Source organism: Rathayibacter sp. PhB127, assembly GCF_003751665.1.
In the GTDB taxonomy this organism is placed as follows: Bacteria; Actinomycetota; Actinomycetes; order Actinomycetales; family Microbacteriaceae; genus Rathayibacter; species Rathayibacter festucae.
In genome coordinates, this window is record NZ_RKHW01000002.1 from 36,032 (window position 1) to 54,662 (window position 18,631).

Below are 18,631 nucleotides of genomic sequence, written 5' to 3' on the forward strand. Positions count from 1 at the left end.
GGTGCGGTGCGGTGGGTGGGAAGAGGACGGATCCGCTACTGCGAGACGAGGTCCGCGTCGAATCCGGCGACCATGTCGGCCGGGATGGTGTCGGGGATCGTGTCGATCCCCTCGATGACCGCGAGACGGTCGCCGACCTCGCGCATGATCACCGAGATCGGGGTGTCGAGCGCATCGGCCACCGAGGCGAGGATCTCGGACGACGCCTCCTTCTGACCGCGCTCGACCTCGCTGAGGTAGCCGAGAGCGACACTCGCCTTGCTCGCCACCTGGCGCAGGGTGCGACCTTTCTGCAGGCGAAAGTCCCTGAGGACATCGCCGATCTCCTGACGAACTAGAACCACTGGACCCTCCTTCTCCACGTCAACCGCTTCTCGCGCACCGCTTCGAGGAATGCCGGAGCATCGGATTCGAAGGGGATGTGTACGAGAGAGCCGGATAGCTGTTCACTACCCGGCTCGTGTGAGTCGACTCTAATACCGGATGACTGGACTTTGCGTGTGAGCGACGTCAGATGTAACCCGGCCGAAACCCTGCGCATTCCACGATTCCGAGGCGGTTCGGGGACTCTCGAACGTCACACGGCCGAGGCCGCGACCTCGCCGGCCAGATCGAGTGCCGCGGCGACGGACGCGGCGCGGATCTCGGGCCGCCCGCCGTCGAAGCGGTGCTCGCGCACGAGCTCGGCCTCGCCCAGGACCGCCGCGACGAACACGGTGCCGACGGCCGCTCCGCCCTGCGGCTCCGGGCCCGCCACCCCCGTCGTCGCGACGCCGACGGTCCTCGCGCCGGCCTCGCCGAGCTGCCGGGCGACGCCGCGCGCCATCTGCACGGCGACCACGGGGTGGACGGGTCCCTCCTGCGCCAGGAGCGCCGCGTCGACCCCGAGCAGGCGGTGCTTCAGATCAGTGGCGTAGGACACCACTCCCCCGCGGTAGACGGCGGAGGCGCCGGGCACCTCGACCAGGGCGGAGCTCAGCGCGCCGCCCGTCAGGGACTCCGCGACCGCCAGCGCGAGACCGCGCTCCGCGAGTGCCCGCAGGAGCTCCTCGGCGCTCATCGGCGCCCGCGGGCCGCGCGACTCTGGCGCGCCGCGTCGGCGAGGTAGTCGATGCCGGTCACGACGGTGAGGACGACCGCGGCTGTCATCGTGATGCCGTTCAGCCAGTGCACCCACTCGCCGAGGAAGGTCCAGAGCGGCAGGAGCGCGAGCGAGATCGCGACGGACTGCACGATCGTCTTCAGCTTGCCGCCGCGAGAGGCGGGGATCACCCGGTCCGAGAGGACGGCCATCCGGAAGACGGTGATGCCGATCTCGCGGACCAGGATGACGATCGTGACCCACCAGGGCAGCTCGGCGAGTATCGAGAGGCCGACCAGCGCGGCACCGGTGAGCACCTTGTCCGCGATCGGGTCGAGCAGCTTGCCGAGGTCGGTGACCAGCCCGCGGCTGCGCGCGATGTGGCCGTCGATGCCGTCGGTCGCGATCGCGACGATGAAGAGCAGCGCGGCCGCGATGCGCACGCCGCCGTCCTCGCCGCCGTCGGCCAGGAGCAGCCAGAAGAACACCGGAGCGAGCAGGATGCGCACCACGGTGATCGCGTTCGGCAGGTTCCAGTTGCTCGGGGCGGCGTCGGCGTGCGCGGTGGGGCTGGTCATCGGTCTGAGCCGTTCCTCGTGATCGGTCGAATCGGCGGCGTGGTCGGCGTGGTCATCGCTCAGTCGCGCCCCGTGAGCGCCCAGGCGTCGTCGTCGGAGCCCTCGTCGTCGTCGTGGTAGTCGGTCGCGACCGGGCCCGAGGGCTCCGCCAGCGGATCGGCGTAGGCGTCGGGTGCGGTCGGCGACGGCGCGGCGGAGTGCTCGCCGGGCTCCTCGCCGCGCATCCGCGAGAGGACACCCGGCAGCTGCTCGGCGGTCACCAGCACGTCGCGCGCCTTCGACCCCTCGGAGGGGCCGACGACCTCGCGGGACTCGAGCAGGTCCATCAGGCGGCCCGCCTTCGCGAAGCCGACGCGGAGCTTGCGCTGCAGCATCGAGGTCGAGCCGAACTGCGTGCTGACCACGAGCTCGGCCGCAGCCATCAGCAGCTCGAGGTCGTCGCCGATGTCGGAGTCGATCTCCTTGCGCTGCGCCTGGACCGTGATGTCCTGGCGGTACTCGGGCTGGGCCTGCCGGGTGACGTGCTCGACGACCTTGGCGATCTCCTCCTCGCGGACCCAGGCACCCTGGACGCGCATCGGCTTGTTCGTGCCCATCGGCAGGAACAGCCCGTCGCCCTGGCCGATGAGCTTGTCGGCGCCCGGCTGGTCGAGGATGACCCGCGAGTCGGTGACGCTCGTCACGGCGAAGGCGAGCCGGCTCGGCACATTGGCCTTGATGAGTCCGGTGACCACGTCGACGCTCGGCCGCTGGGTGGCGAGCACGAGGTGGATGCCGGAGGCGCGGGCCAGCTGAGTGATGCGGACGATGGAGTCCTCGACGTCGCGCGGGGCGACCATCATGAGGTCGGCGAGCTCGTCGACGACCACCAGGAGGTAGGGGTAGGGCCGGAGGACGCGGTTGCTGCCCGCGGGGAGCTTGATCTCGCCGCTGCGCACCGCCGCGTTGAAGTCGTCGATGTGCCGGTAGCCGAACGACGCGAGGTCGTCGTACCGCATGTCCATCTCCTTCACGACCCACTGGAGTGCCTCGGCGGCCTTCTTGGGGTTCGTGATGATGGGCGTGATCAGGTGCGGGACGCCGCCGTAGATCGTGAGCTCGACGCGCTTGGGGTCGATCAGCACCATCCGGACGTCCTGCGGGCTCGCCCGCATCAGCAGGCTCGTGATCATCGAGTTCACGAAGCTGGACTTGCCGGAGCCGGTCGAGCCGGCGACCAGGAGGTGCGGCATCTTGGCGAGATTGGCCACCACGTAGCCGCCCTCGACGTCCTTGCCGACGCCGATCGTCATCGGGTGGGTCGACGTCGTCGACGCGGCGGAGCGCAGGACGTCGCCGAGCGAGACGATCTCGCGGTCGGTGTTCGGGATCTCGACGCCGATCGCGCTCTTGCCCGGGATCGGCGAGAGGATCCGCACCTCGTTGCTGGCGACCGCGTAGGAGAGGTTCTTGCTCAGCGCCGTGACGCGCTCGACCTTGACGCCCGGGCCGAGCTCGATCTCGTAGCGGGTGACCGTCGGGCCGCGGGAGAAGCCGGTGACCGTCGCGTCGACGTTGAACTGCTGGAGCACCTCGGTGAGCGCGCGGACCATCTCGTCGTTCGCCGCCGAGCGCGCCTTCGACGGCGTACCGGTGGAGAGGGCGGAGGCGGACGGCAGGCGGTAGGGGGTCTCCTCCCCGAACGAGGAGTCGAAGTCGGCGGTGGGGTCGGCGACGACAGGGGCGATCGGACCGGTCTCGATCATCGGCGGCAGCGGGACGGCGGGGGCGACGTCGAGGTCGTCGAGCGCGATCACGCCCGTCGCGTCGTCGTCCACCACGCCCAGCGGGATGCGGGTGGTCGCGCTCTGATCGTGGCGGGCCAGGGCGGCCTCGGCCGACTCGGCCTCGGAGATTACCTCGGTGGCGTAGGAGCGGGTGGGCGGGTCGGCCGGCTCGTCCCGCTCGGCGGACGCCGGCTCCTCGAGCGCGGTGTCGAAGCCCTTCGCGCGGCCGCGGCCCTTGCGGCCCTTCGGCGCCTCGTCCTCGTCGCCGAGCGCGTCGATCGGCAGCTCGGCCTGGACCGTCGGCTCGTCCTCGCGACCGGAGTCGGTGCGGCGCCACCAGGGCAGCTCGCCGCCCTCCTCCTGCTCGTCGTCGGCCTTCTCGCTCTCGGCCTTCGCAGCCGCCTTGCTCGCGGCCCTCTCCGCCTTGAGGCGCGCGCGCTCCTCGTCGTCGAGGACGGGAGCGCCGAAGAGGTAGCCGTAGAGCTCGCGCGAGCGGGCGGCGATCCGGTTCGGCGGGGTCTTGGTGATGATGAAGAGGGAGAGCAGGACGACCAGGGAGAGGAGCACCGTGGCGCCCGGCACGGTCGCGATCGCCACGAGCGGCGCACCGACGAGCCAGCCGAGGACACCGCCGGCGGCGGCCATCTGCTCGATGCCCGAGCCCGGCTGCGGCGCGCCGAGGTGCGCGTGGCAGAGACCGGCGGAGGAGATCAGCAGGACGGCGAGGCCGACGCCGATGCGGCCGTTGTCGTCGACCGAGCGCGGGTGGCGGAACAGCCAGAGCGAGAAGAGCAGCAGCACCACGGGGAGGACGTAGGCGACGCGGCCGAACAGGCCGCCGAAGCTCCAGGCGTCCAGCACGAGGGCGACCGGGTCGGTCGCGAGGAACCACTCCACCACCGCGCCGGCGACGGCGAGCAGCAGGAGCAGGAAGGGGACGCCGTCGCGGCGCTCCTCCTTCGCCAGGCGCTCCGGACCGAGCGCGCGGGCGGCACCGCCGGCCAGGTGCGCCAGCGCCATCCAGACGGTGACGAGCGGATTCGTGCGCGGGGTCGAGCTGAACGCGACCGTGCTCTTCTCGGACGATCCCCGCCCGGAGCCGCGGCCGGAGCGCGGAGTGCTCGAGCGCGCGGGGGCGCTCGCCTTCGCGCGGGAGGTCGTCTTCGGAGTCGTCGCCATAGGGCCACCGTACCCGCCGCCTCCGTCATCGCCGCGGACCCGCGCCGGAGGGCGGGGGCCGCGCGGGGCCCGCACCGCGCCGCACCGCGCCTGCTCAGCGCAGCGTCGCGACCATCGTCTCCGCGTCGCCGCGGTCGGCCACCGCGCTGAAGCCCTCGCTGCGGTAGAGCCGGCGCGCGAAGTTGTCCGTCGACACGTTGAGCGAGATGCGCGCGTACCCGGCGGCGCGCGCCTGGTCCAGGGCGGCCCTCAGCAGCCCGCGGCCGATGCCCTGCGCGCGCCAGACCGGGCGCACGCCGAGGGTCAGCTCGGGCACGCCCGTGGCGACGAAGCCGCGGCCGGGTGCAGCGGCGCTGAAGAGCCGGAACCAGCAGGCGCCGATCCGCTCGCCGTCGACGGTCTCGGCGACCGAGCCGAGATCGCCGGGGCGGGGCCAGCCGGCGACGTAGCGGCGGGTCGACTCCTCCTCGAGGACGTCGATGCGGGTGCGGGCCGACGTCCAGTTCCAGTTCGCCGCGTCGACGAGCATGTCGGCGAGGAAGGGGGCGTCGTCGCGGCGAGCGGGGCGAATCGAGTGGTCCATGCGCGGTCTCCGTGGGGGATCGGGTCTGGCATGAGGTGCGGACGGGTGCCTGGGGCGGCGGACGGTACGGAAGCGGGTCGGAGCGTCGGGGGCACTCCGTCCGGGGGTCAGGCCTCGATGACCAGGGGGACGATCATCGGGCGGCGGCGGTAGGTGGTGTTCACCCAGCGGCCGACGACGCGGCGGATGCTCTGCGAGAGCGCGTGCTGGTCGCTGACTCCGCTCTGCACCGCCTCCTCGAGGGCCTTGGCGATGCGCGGCTTCACGTCGTCGAAGACGCTGTCGTCCTCCGCGAAGCCCTTGGCGTGGATCTCGGGACCGACCACGATCCGGCCGGTGCCCGCCTCCACGACCACGATGATCGAGATGAAGCCCTCCTCGCTGAGGATGCGGCGGTCCTTGAGGTCGGCGTCGGTGATCTCGCCGACGGACGAGCCGTCGACGTAGACGAAGCCGAGGTCGAGCTGGCCGGCCACGGTCACGACGCCGTCGCGGAGGTCGAGCACCGTGCCGTCCTCGGCGATGATCGTGTTCTCCTCCGCGATGCCGGTGGCCTGCGCGAGCTTCGCGTTCGCGACGAGGTGGCGGTACTCGCCGTGCACCGGCAGGACGTTGAGCGGCTTGAGGATGTTGTAGCAGTAGATGAGCTCGCCGGCGGCGGCGTGGCCCGAGACGTGCACCTTCGCGTTGCCCTTGTGCACGACGGTGGCGCCGAGCCTGGTCAGTCCGTTGATCACGCGGTAGACGGCGTTCTCGTTGCCGGGGATGAGGCTCGACGCGAGGATGACCGTGTCGCCCTCACCGGGCTGGATCTGGTGGTCGAGGTTCGCCATCCGGCTGAGCACCGCCATCGGCTCGCCCTGGGAGCCGGTGGACATGTAGACGATCTCGTCCTCGGGGATGTCGCCGGCCTTCTTGACGTCGATCAGCACGCCCTCCGGCACCTTGAGGTACCCCAGGGTGGCCGCGATGCCCATGTTGCGCACCATCGAGCGGCCGAGCAGCGCCACGCGGCGGCCGTTGGCGTGCGCGGCGTCGAGCACCTGCTGCACGCGGTGCACGTGGCTGGAGAAGCTCGCCACGATGACCCGGCGGGTCGCCTTCGCGATCACGCTCTCGATGACCGGGCCGATGTCGCGCTCGTTCGGCGTGAAGCCGGGCACGTCGGCGTTGGTCGAGTCGACCATGAACAGGTCGATGCCCTCCTCGCCGAGGCGGGCGAAGGCGCGGAGATCGGTGATGCGCCCGTCGAGCGGGAGCTGGTCCATCTTGAAGTCGCCGGTGTGCAGCACGGAGCCCGCGTCGGTGATGATCGCGACGGCGAGCGCGTCCGGGATGGAGTGGTTGACCGCCACGAACTCGAGCTCGAAGGGCCCGAGGTTCTCGACGTCGCCCTCCTTCACCGTCAGCGTGTAGGGCTTGATCCGGTGCTCCTTCAGCTTCGCCTCGACCAGCGCGAGCGTCAGGGTCGAGCCGATCAGCGGGATGTCCCGCTTGAGCTTGAGGAGGTAGGGGACGGCACCGATGTGGTCCTCGTGGCCGTGGGTCAGCACGACGCCGACGATGTCCTCGAGGCGGTCCTTGATCGGGGTGAAGTCGGGCAGGATCAGGTCCACGCCCGGCTGGTTCTCCTCCGGGAAGAGCACGCCGCAGTCGACCACGAGGATCTTGCCGTCGATCTCGAAGACCGTCATGTTGCGGCCGATCTCGCCGAGGCCGCCGAGCGGGATGATCCGCAGCGTGCCCGCCTCGAGCGCGGCAGGAGTGATCACGGGACTGGGCATGCGCCCTCCTCTTCCTCGGTCGGGAGTCGTCCGTGCCGCTCGTGCGGCGTCAGCGTGTGGTGCCGGCGACCTTCGGCAGCGCGCCGCCCGCGGCGGCGTTGCGGTCGGGCCGGAAGTTGCGGAAGTCGACACCGGGGATGTCGCGGACGAGGCCGAGCTCGTCCTCGATCAGGGCGGCCTCCGACTCCTCGGGGCCGACCAGCGGCAGGCGCACGCGGGGCGAGGAGATGCGGCCAAGGCCGTGCAGGATGTACTTCGCCGCGACGGTGCCGGGCACGTGCGTCATCACCGCGCGCACGAGCGGCTCGAGCTGCTGGTGCGCGAGGGTGGCGGCCCTGAGGTCACCGGAGTTCACGGCGTCGACGATGGTGCGGTAGGGCGAGGCGGCTATGTTGGCGGTGACGCCGATCAGGCCGGTGGCGCCGATGGCCAGCTCGGGCAGGACGTTGGCGTCGTCGCCGCAGAAGTACATCAGGTCGGTCTGGTTGAGGACGCGGCTGACCTCGGAGAGATCGCCCTTGGCGTCCTTCACGGCGAGGATGTTGGGGTGCTTGGCCGCGCGGAGGATCGTCTCGTAGCGGATGGGCACGCCGGTGCGGCCGGGGATGTCGTAGAGGATGACCGGGAGGTCGGTCGCGTCGGCGATCATCCGGAAGTGCGTGAGGATGCCGGCCTGGGTGGGCTTGTTGTAGTACGGCGTGACGATCATGTTGCCGTCGGCGCCGGCCTTCTCGCTCTGCCGGGCGAGCTGCATCGCGTGCGCGGTCTCGTTCGAGCCGCCCCCGGTGATGATCTTCGCGCGACCTGCGGCGACGGACTTGCCGACCTCGACGAGCCGGATCTTCTCCGGGTCGGTGAGGGTGCTGGTCTCGCCGGTGGTGCCGGTGACGACGATGCCGTCGGCGCCCTTCGCGATGCAGTCGTCGATGTGCTTCTCGACGCCGGGCCAGTCGACCTCGCCGTCGGCGGTGAACGGGGTGACCAGGGCGACCAGGACCTGGCCGAAAGGATTCTCCGGAGTTGACACGAGCCCAGGGTAACGGGTCGGCGGCCACGGGCTCGTGGCGTTCTGATCCGCGGGTGCCGGCCGGGTCTGCGGGCTCTCGTTCGATCTGCAGGAGTCGCCGAGCCGAACGGGTCTTCAACCGCGCCGGAGACCTCGGCGGGGAACCGAACACCTGCAGATCGAACGGATCCGCGCCGTGCGCAGACGGACGGAGTCAGCTGCGGACGTGATCCCCGCGGGAGAGGGCGGCGAGGATGTCGGCCTCCACGAGCGGCCAGTCGTCGAGGACGAGGGAGGTGCGGTAGTGGCGGACGCGGTAGCCGAGCAGGCCGAGCTCGACATCGCGCCGGTTGTCGTGCTCGGGATCGTGGAACGCAGCACCGTCCACCTCGAGGGCGAGCACCTCGCCGAGCAGGAAGTCGATGCGCCGGCGGCCGATGCGCACCTGCTGGCGGAAGGCGATCCCGAGAGTTCGCAGCCGGAAGGCGACCATCGACTCCAGCCCGCTCTCGGAGGACGAACCGGCCCGGCGGAGGAGCCGCCGGAGCGTCGTCGGCAGCCGAGCCAGGATCCGCGCTCGGCCTGCGGAGTCGAGGAGCCGCCGGTGCAGCGCCGATTCCAGGAGGACGAAGGCGAACTCGGCGCCCTGGCAGGCCGCCGCCTCGACGACGCAGTCCTCGAGCGCCTGGACCAGCGCGGAGGGTCGCGGTGCCTCCTTCGACCAGTGGACGACGACGTCGGGGTCATGGGAGAGCCGGACGGCGTGACGGTCCGGATCACGGAGTCGTGAGGTGTGGGCACCGACGGCGACGTGCAGGCCGCGGAAGCGCGGGACCCAGAGCCCGTGCGCGACGGCGGCGTTCGCGCAGGCGAGGGCCCCGCCGACGCGGAAGGCGCGCTCGATTCCGGTGTCGACTCCGGGAAGGGCGTACCAGCCCTTCCGGACACGGAGGAGCGCTCCGGTCTTCACCGCCTCGCGGAGCTCGCGTGCGGAGGAGCCCTCGCGGAGGAACTGCTCGGTCTTCACCAGGCCTCCGGCGCGGAGGACGGAGCCGGAGGACGCGCGCACAGGGAGAGCGTGGCCGCGCAGGAAGGGCGCGCGGGCGGCGCACACTGCGATCGGTGGACAATTTGCCGCCACGGCTCCTGTGGAGGGGGACGCTTTCGCGGGGAGTGGTGCGATGTGCAGGCGATCCCGGCCCGCCCGGGCCTACTCGCGCGGCTCGAGGCGGCTTCGTCGTCGGATCGCCTGCAGATCGGACAGGCACCTGCACAACGGAGAGGCGCCTGCAGAGCGGACGGGCGTGGGGAGTGCGGGCAGGGGCGCTGCTACGGGGCGACGCGGCCGTTCGCGGTGAAGGCGGCGGCGGTGAGGGGCATGAGCTGCTCGAAGTGCTGCTCCATCTGCTCGGCCGCCATCTCGATCTCGCGCTGCGGGAAGGAGGGGAACGTCGAGTCCTCGCGCTTGGTGCGCAGGGAGAGGAAGTTCATCAGCGAGCGGGCGTTCAGCGTCACGTACATCGAGGAGTAGATGTTGAGCGGCAGAACGATGCGGGCGACCTCTCGGGCGACGCCCTCGCCGAGCATCCGCTGGTACGCCTCGAAGGCCTGGGTGCTGGCGCGGCGCGTCTCGGCGACCACGAGCTCCGTCTGCTCGGGGGTGCCGGGCTCGAAGGAGTAGGCGCCGGGCTTGCCGACCTGGACGAGGTTGCGCTGGGGGCCGGGCACGTAGAAGACGGGGCGGAGCTCGCGGTAGCGGCCCGACTCCTCGTTGTAGGAGGCGATGCGGTGCCGCATGAACTCGCGGAAGACGAAGATCGGCGCCTGCACGTAGAAGGTCATCGAGTTGTGCTCGAAGGGCGAGCCGTGGCGGTCGCGCATCAGGTAGTTGATCAGGCCGCGGTCGCGCTTGCCCTGCAGCTCGCTGTCGGCCGACTCCTCGTCGAGGGCGCCGGCGAGGGTCTTCTCGCCCTGCGTCGAGACGCGGGCGGCGAAGAGCACGTCGGAGTCGTGGGCACTGGAGCGGACGAGCTCGACGACCACATCGGAGCGGAAGATCGGGGTGCTGTCGGAGGCGCTCTGGTCGGTCACGGCTTCGACGATAGAGCACGGTCCGTCGACGCAGAGCGCAATGAACGGGCGTGCAGGGCGGCCGGCGCCTACCGTGATCGCGTGAACCCTCTCCAGATCGCGGCCGCCCTGCTGGGCCTCGTCGCGCTCGGAACCGCCCTCGGGCTGCTCCGGCGGCGCGCGGCCGGGCGTGTCCGCGCCCGGCCCGCCGCCTCCGCCGAGCGGATCGATCCGGCCGCGCTGGTCGACGGCGCGGTCCTCGGCCCGCGAGCGACGATCGTGCAGTTCTCCACCGAGTACTGCGCCCGCTGCCCGGCGGTGCACCGGATGCTCGCCGACGTGTCCGCCGGTCGCGACGGCGTCGTGCACCTCGACGTCGACCTGACCCGCCGGGCGGACCTGGCCGACCGCTTCCGCATCCTGCAGACCCCGACCCTGCTCGTGCTCGACGCCGACGGCGTGGCCCGCAGCCGCATCGCCGGCGCTCCGGCCCGCGCCGTCGTCCTCGCCGAGCTCGACCGACTGGAGACAGCATGACCACCGCCCCGCCCGCCGGCTCCGTCGATCCGCGTGGACCGCGCTTCGCCGCCTCCGTCACCGCCGTGCTGCTACTCGCGACCGTGGGGCTCGGACTCGCGGCGCCGGTGCCGGCGGACTCCGTCGCCCGGCTCGTCCAGCCCGGCTTCCTGCTGCTGGCGGTCCTCGCGGCGCTGTTCGCCTGGTCGGCCTCCCGCGGTGTCGGCTCGGGGCCCTGGGCGGTCGTCTTCCGCCGCCTCCTCCGGCCCCGCCTCGCCCCGCCGACGGAGTGGGAGGACGCCCGCCCGCCGCGCTTCGCCCAGCTGGTCGGGCTGCTCGTCACCGCCGCGGGAGTCGTCCTGCACCTCGCCGGAGTGCCGGGTGCGGTCCCCGTCGCCGCCGCGATCGCCTTCCTCGCCGCCTTCCTCAACGCGGCGTTCGGCCTCTGCCTGGGCTGCGAGCTCTACCTGCTCCTGGTGCGTGCCGGGGTCCTCGGCCGCACGGCCGGCTCCCGGGCCTGAGGCCCTAGGCTGAATCCCGCTTCGCGGGCGGCCCGCGACGGGCCTCGGGAGGCACCATGAGCGAATCGACCGCACGGCACTCGGACCAGGACGGGACCGGCGGCGCCGGCGACTCCCCCCGGCGCTCCACCCGCACGGCGGCACCGCGGCCGGCTGTGCCGCCCGGCGAGGCGCCGGACACGGCGACCCGCGCACAGGAGGAGTCCGCGGCTCCGAAGCGGCTGCGGGTCCTGATCTCCGGGGCGAGCGGCATGATCGGCTCGGAGCTGGTGCGCCAGCTCCGCTCGGACGGGCACGAGATCTTCCGCCTTGTCCGCCACGCCCCGACCAGCCCGGACGAGTTCCACTGGGCGCCCGCCTCGCACATGCTCGACTTCAGCGTGCTCGACCGGGTCGACGCCGTGGTCAACCTCTCGGGCGCCTCGATCAGCCGCCTCCCGTGGACCTCCTCGTACAAGCGCGAGATCCTCGATTCGCGGGTGCAGGCCACGCAGACCATCACCGATGCGATGCGGATGGCGTCCACTCCCCCGTCGATCCTGCTCAACGCCTCGGCCGTCGGCTACTACGGCGACCGGCCGGGCGAGGAGCTGACCGAGGAGTCCCCCCGCGGCGAGGGCTTCCTCGCCGACGTCGTCGAGCGCTGGGAGCAGGCGGCGCTGCTCGCTCCCGAGACCGCGCGCGTCGTGACGGTGCGCACCGGGCTCGTGCTCGGGAACGGCGGCGCCCTGAAGCCGCTGCTGCCGCTGACGAAGCTGGGACTGAGCGGCCCGTTGGGCGGCGGACAGCAGTACTGGCCGTGGATCAGCCACTACGACGAGGCCGCCGCGATCCGGCACCTGCTGACCTCGTCGCTGTCCGGACCGGTCAACCTCGCCGGACCCGAAGCGGCGACGGCGAACGAGGTCATGAGCACCCTGGCCGAGCTCCTGCACCGGCCGTTCAAGCTGCCGGTGCCGGAGAAGATCATCGAGCTCGCACTGCGCGACGCGGGGCACGAGCTGCTGCTCTCGAGCCAGCGGCTGGTGCCGCAGCGGCTGCTCGACGACGGCTTCGTCTTCCGGCACCGCACGGTGGCCGAGGCGCTGCAGGCGGTGCTGGCGGACTGAGCGCCGCCGATCAGGCGGGCCGCTCGCGCTCCAGGGCGATCGAGCGGCGGATCGCCCCGCGGGCGCGCTTGCGGTCGCCGCTCGCGTCGTAGGCGAGGCCGAGCCGGTACCAGGCGCGCCAGCTGCCGGGGTCCTCGTCGACGTCGGCCGCGTAGCGCGGGAAGAGCGCGTCGGCCTCGGTCCGGTCGAGTCGGCCGGTCGCGCTGGATTCGAGGACCTCGGAGGGCAGGGCGTCCTCGGACTCGAGGCGCCGGGCCAGCTTCTCGGCGCGGACGCCGAAGGAGATCTCGCGTACGAGACCCCAGACGCCGACCCCGCCGAGGACGAGCAGGCCGACGCCCATCACGATGCCCGGCACCGTCCCGGCGGCGAAGGCGACGTACGAGTACTGCAGGCAGACGAAGAGGTAGAGCGCGAGGAGGACGGCCATCAGGCCGACGCCGATGCGGGTCGTCACGGGGCGCTCGTGGCGGCCGCGGCCTGGCCGGAGGGCGGGTCGTCGCTGATCGCCGGCTCGTCGCGGACCTGCTCGGCCAGGGGTGCGGCGTCGAAGGCGGCGCGGAGGTCGATCAGCGCGTCGAGGCCGACGACCACGCCGGTGGTGCTGCGGACGGCGTCGAGGGCGCGGAGGATGCCGGCCTCGTAGGACGCGGAGGACGTGGTGTCGTGGCGGATCGTGACCGTCTCGCCGGTGCCGCCGAAGACCACCTCCTGGCGTGCCTCGACCCCGGGCAGGCGCAGGCTGTGCACCGGGATGCTCGCCACCTGCTGGCCGCGGGCGCGCTGGTCGGTGTGCGGCGCCTGGACCGGGCCGAGCTCGGCGCGGGCGCGGAGCAGGAGCTCGGCGGTCCGCACGGCGGTGCCGGAGGGCGAGTCGACCTTGCGGGCGCCGTGGGTCTCGACGATCTCGACCGCGTCGAAGAAGCGCGCCGCGACGGTGGACAGCGCGGTCGCGAGCACGGAGCCGAGCGAGAAGTTGGGGATGATCACGACGCCGGCGCCGGGCTGCGCGTCGACGCTGCGGCGGAGCGCCGCGATGCGGTCGCCGGTCCAGCCGGAGGTGCCGACGAGCACCTTCCTGCCGTTCGCGACGGCGAGGTCGACGATCTGCTGGCTGACGGCGGGGAGCGTCATGTCCACGACGACGTCCGCCGCGAGCATCTCGCGCGGGTCGCTGCGCGAGCCGAGCCGGGCGACGAGGTCGAACTCCTCCGAGGCCTCGAGGAGCGAGCAGGTGAGGGAGCCGAGTTTGCCGGTTGCACCGACGACGGCGACGGAGGTGGTCACCGTGCCAGCCTAACGACCGCGGGTGGGGTGGGACTGCGGGCGGAGCGGGATCTCGATGCGCCCGCTGCGCGGGCTACTCGATCAGCATGCAGGCGATGTCAGTAGGACTGGGCCTCGGGGAGGCCGGTGCGCAGCTCGACCGGGAGGTGGGCGAGGTCGTTGTGGACGACGAGGACCGGGGGCTTGCGGGAGCGGACGCGGATGATCGTCAGGCCGCAGTTCGCCTGGTTCACGCCGAGCCAGCGCCAGTCCGGGGCGTCGAACACGTGCCGGACGAACCAGCCGATGACGAAGTTGTGCGTGATGAGCAGGTCGTGGCGGTCCTCGCGGGACGGGGCGAGGAACTCGGCCACGGCGTCCTGCATCTGCGCGTGCCCGGCGTCGATCTCAGCCGGGGTGACGCTGCCGAAGAAGGGCTCGAAGGCGCGCGGCATGTCCGGGGTCGGGCCGGAGGGGATGCAGTCGAACAGCAGCGAGGACGGCTCGATCGACAGCCCGGGCAGGACCGCCTGGAAGCGTGCGGCGGTCTCCTCCGCCCGGCGCAGCGGCGAGTGCCACGCCCCGGTGAAAGGGACGCCGCCGAGCCGCTCGGCGATGAGCCGGGCCTGGCGCTCGCCGCGGGCCGACAGCGGCCCGTCGGGCATGCCGTGCTCGGCGTCCTGCTGCTCGCCGTGGCGGACGAGGTAGATGTAGTGGGACACGGAGGTCCTCCCTGGTGCGGCGCGACGGTGCGCGGTCAGCGGGTGTTCTCGGAGCGGGTCAGGCCGCGGGAGTGGTCTCGATCTCGGCGATGCCGGCGAAGGTCGACTCGTCGACCGCTCCGACGGCCGAGATCGACGACGGCCCCCGGGCCAAGTCTGCCGCGACTGCCTGAACGTCCTCCGCGCCGACGAGGGCGAGTCGGCGCAGGCTCTCGTCGAGGTCGACGAACTCGCCGAAGGTCAGCTCGGAGCGGCCGAGCCGCGACATCCGGGTGTCCGAGTCCTCCAGGGCGAGCGCTGCCGCGCCGGAGAGCTGGCCGCGGGCGCGGGCGAGCTCCTCGGCGGTGACGCCGTGCTCCGCCAGCCGGGTGAACTCGGCCAGCAGCAGCTCGGCGACGGTGCCCGCCTTCGACGGCGTGCAGGCCGCGTAGAGGCCGAAGAGGCCCGCATCGGAGTAGGACGGGGCGAACGAGTAGACGGAGTAGGCGAGGCCGCGCTTCTCGCGCACCTCCTGGAAGAGACGCGAGGACATGCCGCCGCCGAGGATCGAGTTCAGCACGCCCATCGTCATCCGCCGGTCGTCCGCGGCGGCCAGGCCGGGGAAGCCGATCAGCAGGTTCGCCTGCTCGGTCGGGCGGTGCACGATCGAGAGGGGGGTGCCGCGGGTGAAGACGGCCGAGCCGCCGACCCGCCGCTCGACCGGTGCGGCCGGCGTGCTGAGGTCCCAGCCGTCGGCGGCGAGGACGCGCTCCAGCTGGGCGACCAGCACCTCGTGGTCGACCGCTCCCGCGACCGTGACGACGAGGTCGCGCGGGCGGTAGGCGGCGCGGTAGTGCGCCCAGACGGCGTCGCGGGTGGCCTCGCCGATGATCGCGGGGGTGCCGCCGATCGGGCGCCCGAGCGGATGCTCGCCGAAGACGGCCTCGAAGAGCCGCTCGCTGGCGACGTCGGCCGGGTCGTCGTCGGCCATCGCGAGCTCCTCGAGGATGACGCCCCGCTCGGTCTCGAACTCGGCCGGGTCGAGCAGGCTCGACGTGACCATGTCGCCGATGACCTCGACCGCCATCGGCAGATCGCGGTCCTGCACCTTGGCGTAGTAGCAGGTGTACTCCTTGGCGGTCAGCGCGTTGTGCTCGCCGCCGACCGAGTCGAAGGCGACCGCGATGTCGAGCGCCGACCGGGTGCCCGTGCCCTTGAAGAGCAGGTGCTCGAGGAAGTGCGTGGAGCCGAAGTTGGAGGGCACGGCGGGACGGCCGTCGGCCGCGGGCAGGGCGGGCGCCTCGTCGCGGGAGCCGGCTGCGACCCAGAAGCCGATCGACGCGCTGCGGGCCCCGGGCATCGCCTCGCTGAGGATGCGGACACCGCTCGAGAGGACGGTCCGGCGGACGAGCGAGCCGCCGGCGGCCCCGATGGTCGTCTCCGGCTGTTCGAGAGGGAGTGCGACACCGTGGTTCATCCGGCACAGCCTAGGCCACCTGCACCGGATGATCCCTGCGCGACCCGTCAGCGGCGGGCGCGCTCCAGGGCCGCCAGGTGCCCGGCGTCGAGCTCGAGCGAGACGGCGCGCACCACGGCGTCGACGTCGGCCGGAGAGCGCGGGGCGACCGCAGCCGCGGTCACTCCCGGCCGGGAGAGCAGCCAGGCCAGTGCGACGGCGGCCGGGGTGGCGGAGAGCTCGGCGCCGATGGCGTCGAGGGCGACCAGCACGCGCCGCCCGCGCCGCCCGACGTGGGCGGCGGCGAGGACGCCGTCGGGGAGCCGGCCGAGCTGCCGGCGGCCGCGCTCGACGCCGTCGAGGAAGCCGTGCGCGAGCGGCGCCGTGCAGAGCAGCGAGAGACCCTGGCCGGCCGCGACCAGACCGAGGTCGCCGTCCGCCCGGGTGCTGTCGAGCAGGCTGTAGGGCAGCTCGACGCCGGCGAACCGCGGGTGACCGTGGCCGGCGAGCACGCGCGCCTCGAAGAGCTCCTCGGCGGCGAACCCCGAGGCGACGGCGGTGCCGACGAGACCGCGGGCGAGCAGGACCTCGACGGCGCTGAGCAGCTGGTCGAGGCGACCGGCGCCGTCGGGGCGGACTGCGAGGACGTCGAGTCGCTCGACTCCGAGGCGTCGCAGTGTCTCCTCCACCCGGGTCACCAGGGCGCGCGGGGAGGCGACGGCGGACGGGGAGCCGCCGAAGCGGCCGAGCAGCCGGAACCGATCGCGGTCGCGGTGGCCGGCGAGCCAGGCGCCGAGCCGCTCCTCCCCCGTCGCGGTTCCGACCGTGTCCGCGACGACGACGCCGTCGCCGCCCCAGGCCGCGAAGCGCTCGAGCAGCTCGGGGCCGCCGACCTCGCGCCGCGCGAGCGCTGCGGCGTCGAGGACGAGCGGGAAGAGGGCCTCGGCCGTGTCGCCGAGAGAGCGCCGGAGGGCGGCGGGGGCCACGACGGGCCCGCTGTCCGCGAGGGGCGGATGCGCCGCGGTGCCGCGCATCGTCCGAGCGCCGGAGCCGGCCTTCACCCTCGCCACTCGTCCACTCCCCCGCGGCGGTCGGGTCCGCCGAGACCGAGGGTATCCGAGCGCGGCGGGCGCCTCGCGGGGCGCCCGGGAACGCTTAACCCGATCGTTACACGGTGTCCTCCGGCGGTCTCGCGAGGGCGGCCGGCGACGGTGCGGCGACCCCGCCGGCGTCGGTGGTGGCGGCTAGATTCGGGCCATGGAGCCCCTCACCCCGACCCCCGCGACGCCCTGGTGGACGAGCGCGGTCGTCTACCAGATCTACCCCCGCTCGTTCGCCGACTCGAACGGCGACGGGTTCGGCGACCTCGGCGGCATCCGCGCGCATCTCGATCACCTCGCCGACCTCGGCGTGGACGTCGTCTGGCTGTCGCCGGTCTACCCGTCGCCGCAGCACGACAACGGCTACGACATCTCGGACTACCAGGACATCGACCCGCTGTTCGGCTCGCTCGAGGAGTTCGACCTGCTCCTCGCCGAGGCGCACGAGCGCGGCATCAAGCTGGTGATGGACCTCGTGGTGAACCACACCAGCGACGAGCACGCCTGGTTCGTGCAGTCGCGCTCGTCACAGGAGGACGCGAAGCGCGACTGGTACTGGTGGCGGCAGGGGCGCGAGAACGCGCCTCGGGAGGCGCCGCTCGCGCCGGACGCCGAGCTCGAGGCCACCGCCGCCGCGAGCCTCGACGTCGCCGAGCCCAACGGCTGGCGCTCCTACTTCTCCGGCCCGGCCTGGACCCTCGATCCGGCGACCGACGAGTACTTCCTGCACCTCTTCGCGGTGCAGCAGCCCGACCTCAACTGGGAGAACCCGGAGGTCCGGCACGCGGTGCACGCGATGATGAACTGGTGGCTCGACCGCGGGGTCGACGGCTTCCGGATGGACGTCATCAACCTGGTCTCGAAGAACGTCGAGGAGATCGACGGGCCGGGCGGCGGCTCCGGGATCGTCGGCGGGGTGGGCCCCCGGCTGCACGAGTACCTCCGCGAGATGAACGAGGCGGTGTTCGCCGGGCGCGACGCCGCGCTGATGACGGTCGGCGAGATGCCGGGCGTCACGCTCGAGGAGGCGGTGCTCGTCACCGACCCGGAGCGGCGCGAGCTCGACATGGTCTTCCAGTTCGAGCACGTCGGGATCGACCACGGCGTCGACAAGTTCCACCCGGTCCCACTCGATCTCGTCGCCCTCAAGGCGAATCTCGCCCGCTGGCAGGACGGGCTGGCCGAGCGCGGCTGGAACAGCCTCTACCTCGGCAACCACGACCAGCCCCGGCTGGTGTCCCGCTTCGGCGACGACGCCACCTGGCGCTACGAGTCGGCCACGCTCTGGGCGACGCTCCTGCACCTGCAGCGCGGCACGCCGTACATCTACCAGGGCGACGAGATCGGCATGACCAACGTGCCGTTCGCCGGCATCGAGGACTTCCGCGACGTCGAGTCGCTGAACTACTACGCCGAGGCGGTCGAGGAGCGCGGCGAGGACCCGGAGCAGGTGCTCGCGGGGCTGCGCGCGCAGAGCCGCGACAACGCGCGGACGCCGGTGCAGTGGGACGGCGGACCGCAGGCCGGCTTCACCACGGGCGAGCCGTGGATCCCGGTCAACCCGAACCACGTCGAGGTGAACGTGGCGGCCGACCGCGCGGCGGAGCGCTCGGTCTTCGAGTACTACCGCGCGCTGATCGCGCTGCGGCACGAGGACGAGACGGTGCAGCTGGGCCGGTTCGCGCTGCTCGAGGCAGGGCATCCGACGCTCTTCGCGTTCACCCGCACCGGGGCGAGCGAGCTGCTCGTGGTCGGCAACGTCTCCGGTGAGCCGCTCGAGGTCGCGCTGCTCCAGGAGTGGGCCGGGGCCGAGACGGTGCTGGGCAACGTCGCGGGCGCGTCGGGGTCGACGCTCGGGCCGTGGGAGGCGCGCATCCTGCGTCGCTGACCGCCGGCCCGGCAGCGCCCCTGCTCC

At 72.6% G+C, this 18,631-nt stretch carries 18 protein-coding genes; 4 read left to right on the top strand and 14 right to left on the bottom strand.

The window, feature by feature from the left end:
• Nucleotides 1–35: 35 nt before the first annotated feature.
• From EDF22_RS10705 to thyX, 9 genes are all read right to left on the bottom strand, one after another.
• A complete protein-coding gene (locus EDF22_RS10705) occupies nucleotides 36–344 on the bottom strand; it encodes a helix-turn-helix domain-containing protein (protein WP_123704950.1) in 309 nt (102 codons plus the stop codon).
• Between the two features lie 233 nt (nucleotides 345–577).
• Complete coding sequence (locus tag EDF22_RS10710; protein WP_123704952.1) at nucleotides 578–1,060, bottom strand: CinA family protein; 483 nt, start codon at nucleotides 1,058–1,060, stop codon at nucleotides 578–580.
• Entirely contained in the window at nucleotides 1,057–1,659 is a 603-nt protein-coding gene (pgsA, locus tag EDF22_RS10715) for a CDP-diacylglycerol--glycerol-3-phosphate 3-phosphatidyltransferase (RefSeq protein WP_123704954.1), read from the bottom strand. Before pgsA ends, EDF22_RS10710 begins: the two co-directional genes overlap by 4 nt.
• Nucleotides 1,660–1,718: 59 nt before the next feature.
• Complete coding sequence (locus tag EDF22_RS10720) at nucleotides 1,719–4,604, bottom strand: DNA translocase FtsK (RefSeq protein WP_123704956.1); 2,886 nt, start codon at nucleotides 4,602–4,604, stop codon at nucleotides 1,719–1,721.
• Nucleotides 4,605–4,698: 94 nt separating this feature from the next.
• Entirely contained in the window at nucleotides 4,699–5,187 is a 489-nt protein-coding gene (locus EDF22_RS10725; protein ID WP_123704958.1) for a GNAT family N-acetyltransferase, read from the bottom strand.
• A 107-nt stretch (nucleotides 5,188–5,294) separates the two neighbouring features.
• Nucleotides 5,295–6,971 carry a ribonuclease J gene (locus tag EDF22_RS10730; protein ID WP_123704961.1) on the bottom strand — a complete coding sequence of 559 codons (1,677 nt, stop codon included), beginning with the start codon at nucleotides 6,969–6,971 and terminating at the stop codon, nucleotides 5,295–5,297.
• A gap of 49 nt (nucleotides 6,972–7,020) precedes the next feature.
• On the bottom strand, nucleotides 7,021–7,998 hold the full coding sequence (gene dapA, locus EDF22_RS10735) for a 4-hydroxy-tetrahydrodipicolinate synthase (protein ID WP_123704963.1): 978 nt from the start codon (nucleotides 7,996–7,998) through the stop codon (nucleotides 7,021–7,023).
• A gap of 193 nt (nucleotides 7,999–8,191) precedes the next feature.
• Complete coding sequence (locus tag EDF22_RS10740) at nucleotides 8,192–9,046, bottom strand: DUF559 domain-containing protein (RefSeq protein WP_148059175.1); 855 nt, start codon at nucleotides 9,044–9,046, stop codon at nucleotides 8,192–8,194.
• A 260-nt stretch (nucleotides 9,047–9,306) separates the two neighbouring features.
• Nucleotides 9,307–10,068, bottom strand: a complete 762-nt coding sequence (thyX, locus tag EDF22_RS10745; RefSeq protein ID WP_123704967.1) for an FAD-dependent thymidylate synthase — start codon at nucleotides 10,066–10,068, stop codon at nucleotides 9,307–9,309.
• A gap of 81 nt (nucleotides 10,069–10,149) precedes the next feature.
• Between thyX and EDF22_RS10750 the strand changes: the two genes are divergently transcribed.
• From EDF22_RS10750 to EDF22_RS10760, 3 genes are read left to right on the top strand one after another with little or no spacing between them, the layout of a single operon-like run.
• The gene (locus tag EDF22_RS10750; protein ID WP_123704969.1) at nucleotides 10,150–10,584 is read left to right on the top strand and encodes a thioredoxin family protein; all 435 of its coding nucleotides are present in this window, start codon (nucleotides 10,150–10,152) and stop codon (nucleotides 10,582–10,584) included.
• Nucleotides 10,581–11,084 (top strand): DUF4395 domain-containing protein, encoded by a 504-nt coding sequence (locus EDF22_RS10755; protein WP_123704971.1) that lies wholly within the window; start codon nucleotides 10,581–10,583, stop codon nucleotides 11,082–11,084. Before EDF22_RS10750 ends, EDF22_RS10755 begins: the two co-directional genes overlap by 4 nt.
• Nucleotides 11,085–11,140: 56 nt before the next feature.
• The gene (locus EDF22_RS10760) at nucleotides 11,141–12,193 is read left to right on the top strand and encodes a TIGR01777 family oxidoreductase (protein WP_123704972.1); all 1,053 of its coding nucleotides are present in this window, start codon (nucleotides 11,141–11,143) and stop codon (nucleotides 12,191–12,193) included.
• A 10-nt stretch (nucleotides 12,194–12,203) separates the two neighbouring features.
• Here EDF22_RS10760 and EDF22_RS10765 read toward each other — a convergent pair whose 3' ends face one another.
• From EDF22_RS10765 to EDF22_RS10785, 5 genes are all read right to left on the bottom strand, one after another.
• Complete coding sequence (locus EDF22_RS10765) at nucleotides 12,204–12,650, bottom strand: hypothetical protein (protein ID WP_123704973.1); 447 nt, start codon at nucleotides 12,648–12,650, stop codon at nucleotides 12,204–12,206.
• Nucleotides 12,647–13,480 (bottom strand): 4-hydroxy-tetrahydrodipicolinate reductase, encoded by an 834-nt coding sequence (gene dapB, locus EDF22_RS10770; protein ID WP_123704974.1) that lies wholly within the window; start codon nucleotides 13,478–13,480, stop codon nucleotides 12,647–12,649. Before dapB ends, EDF22_RS10765 begins: the two co-directional genes overlap by 4 nt.
• A 98-nt stretch (nucleotides 13,481–13,578) precedes the next feature.
• The gene (locus EDF22_RS10775; protein WP_123447881.1) at nucleotides 13,579–14,181 is read right to left on the bottom strand and encodes a histidine phosphatase family protein; all 603 of its coding nucleotides are present in this window, start codon (nucleotides 14,179–14,181) and stop codon (nucleotides 13,579–13,581) included.
• A 58-nt stretch (nucleotides 14,182–14,239) separates the two neighbouring features.
• Nucleotides 14,240–15,637, bottom strand: a complete 1,398-nt coding sequence (locus EDF22_RS10780; protein WP_123704975.1) for a pitrilysin family protein — start codon at nucleotides 15,635–15,637, stop codon at nucleotides 14,240–14,242.
• Between the two features lie 47 nt (nucleotides 15,638–15,684).
• Nucleotides 15,685–16,677 (bottom strand): aldo/keto reductase, encoded by a 993-nt coding sequence (locus tag EDF22_RS10785; RefSeq protein WP_123704976.1) that lies wholly within the window; start codon nucleotides 16,675–16,677, stop codon nucleotides 15,685–15,687.
• A 196-nt stretch (nucleotides 16,678–16,873) separates the two neighbouring features.
• On the opposite strand from EDF22_RS10785, the gene EDF22_RS10790 reads away from it, so the two are divergent.
• Nucleotides 16,874–18,604 (top strand): alpha-glucosidase, encoded by a 1,731-nt coding sequence (locus EDF22_RS10790; RefSeq protein ID WP_123704977.1) that lies wholly within the window; start codon nucleotides 16,874–16,876, stop codon nucleotides 18,602–18,604.
• The last annotated feature ends 27 nt before the right edge of the window (nucleotides 18,605–18,631 follow it).

What these genes read in the sequence shown, in the direction of transcription:
- EDF22_RS10710 (WP_123704952.1), bottom strand. Translation starts at nt 1,060, where the DNA reads ATGAGCGCCGAGGAGCTCCTGCGGGCACTCGCGGAGCGCGGTCTCGCG.
- pgsA (WP_123704954.1), bottom strand. Translation starts at nt 1,659, where the DNA reads ATGACCAGCCCCACCGCGCACGCCGACGCCGCCCCGAGCAACTGGAAC.
- EDF22_RS10720 (WP_123704956.1), bottom strand. Translation starts at nt 4,604, where the DNA reads ATGGCGACGACTCCGAAGACGACCTCCCGCGCGAAGGCGAGCGCCCCC.
- EDF22_RS10725 (WP_123704958.1), bottom strand. Translation starts at nt 5,187, where the DNA reads ATGGACCACTCGATTCGCCCCGCTCGCCGCGACGACGCCCCCTTCCTC.
- EDF22_RS10730 (WP_123704961.1), bottom strand. Translation starts at nt 6,971, where the DNA reads ATGCCCAGTCCCGTGATCACTCCTGCCGCGCTCGAGGCGGGCACGCTG.
- EDF22_RS10755 (WP_123704971.1), top strand. Translation starts at nt 10,581, where the DNA reads ATGACCACCGCCCCGCCCGCCGGCTCCGTCGATCCGCGTGGACCGCGC.
- EDF22_RS10760 (WP_123704972.1), top strand. Translation starts at nt 11,141, where the DNA reads ATGAGCGAATCGACCGCACGGCACTCGGACCAGGACGGGACCGGCGGC.
- EDF22_RS10780 (WP_123704975.1), bottom strand. Translation starts at nt 15,637, where the DNA reads ATGAACCACGGTGTCGCACTCCCTCTCGAACAGCCGGAGACGACCATC.
- EDF22_RS10790 (WP_123704977.1), top strand. Translation starts at nt 16,874, where the DNA reads ATGGAGCCCCTCACCCCGACCCCCGCGACGCCCTGGTGGACGAGCGCG.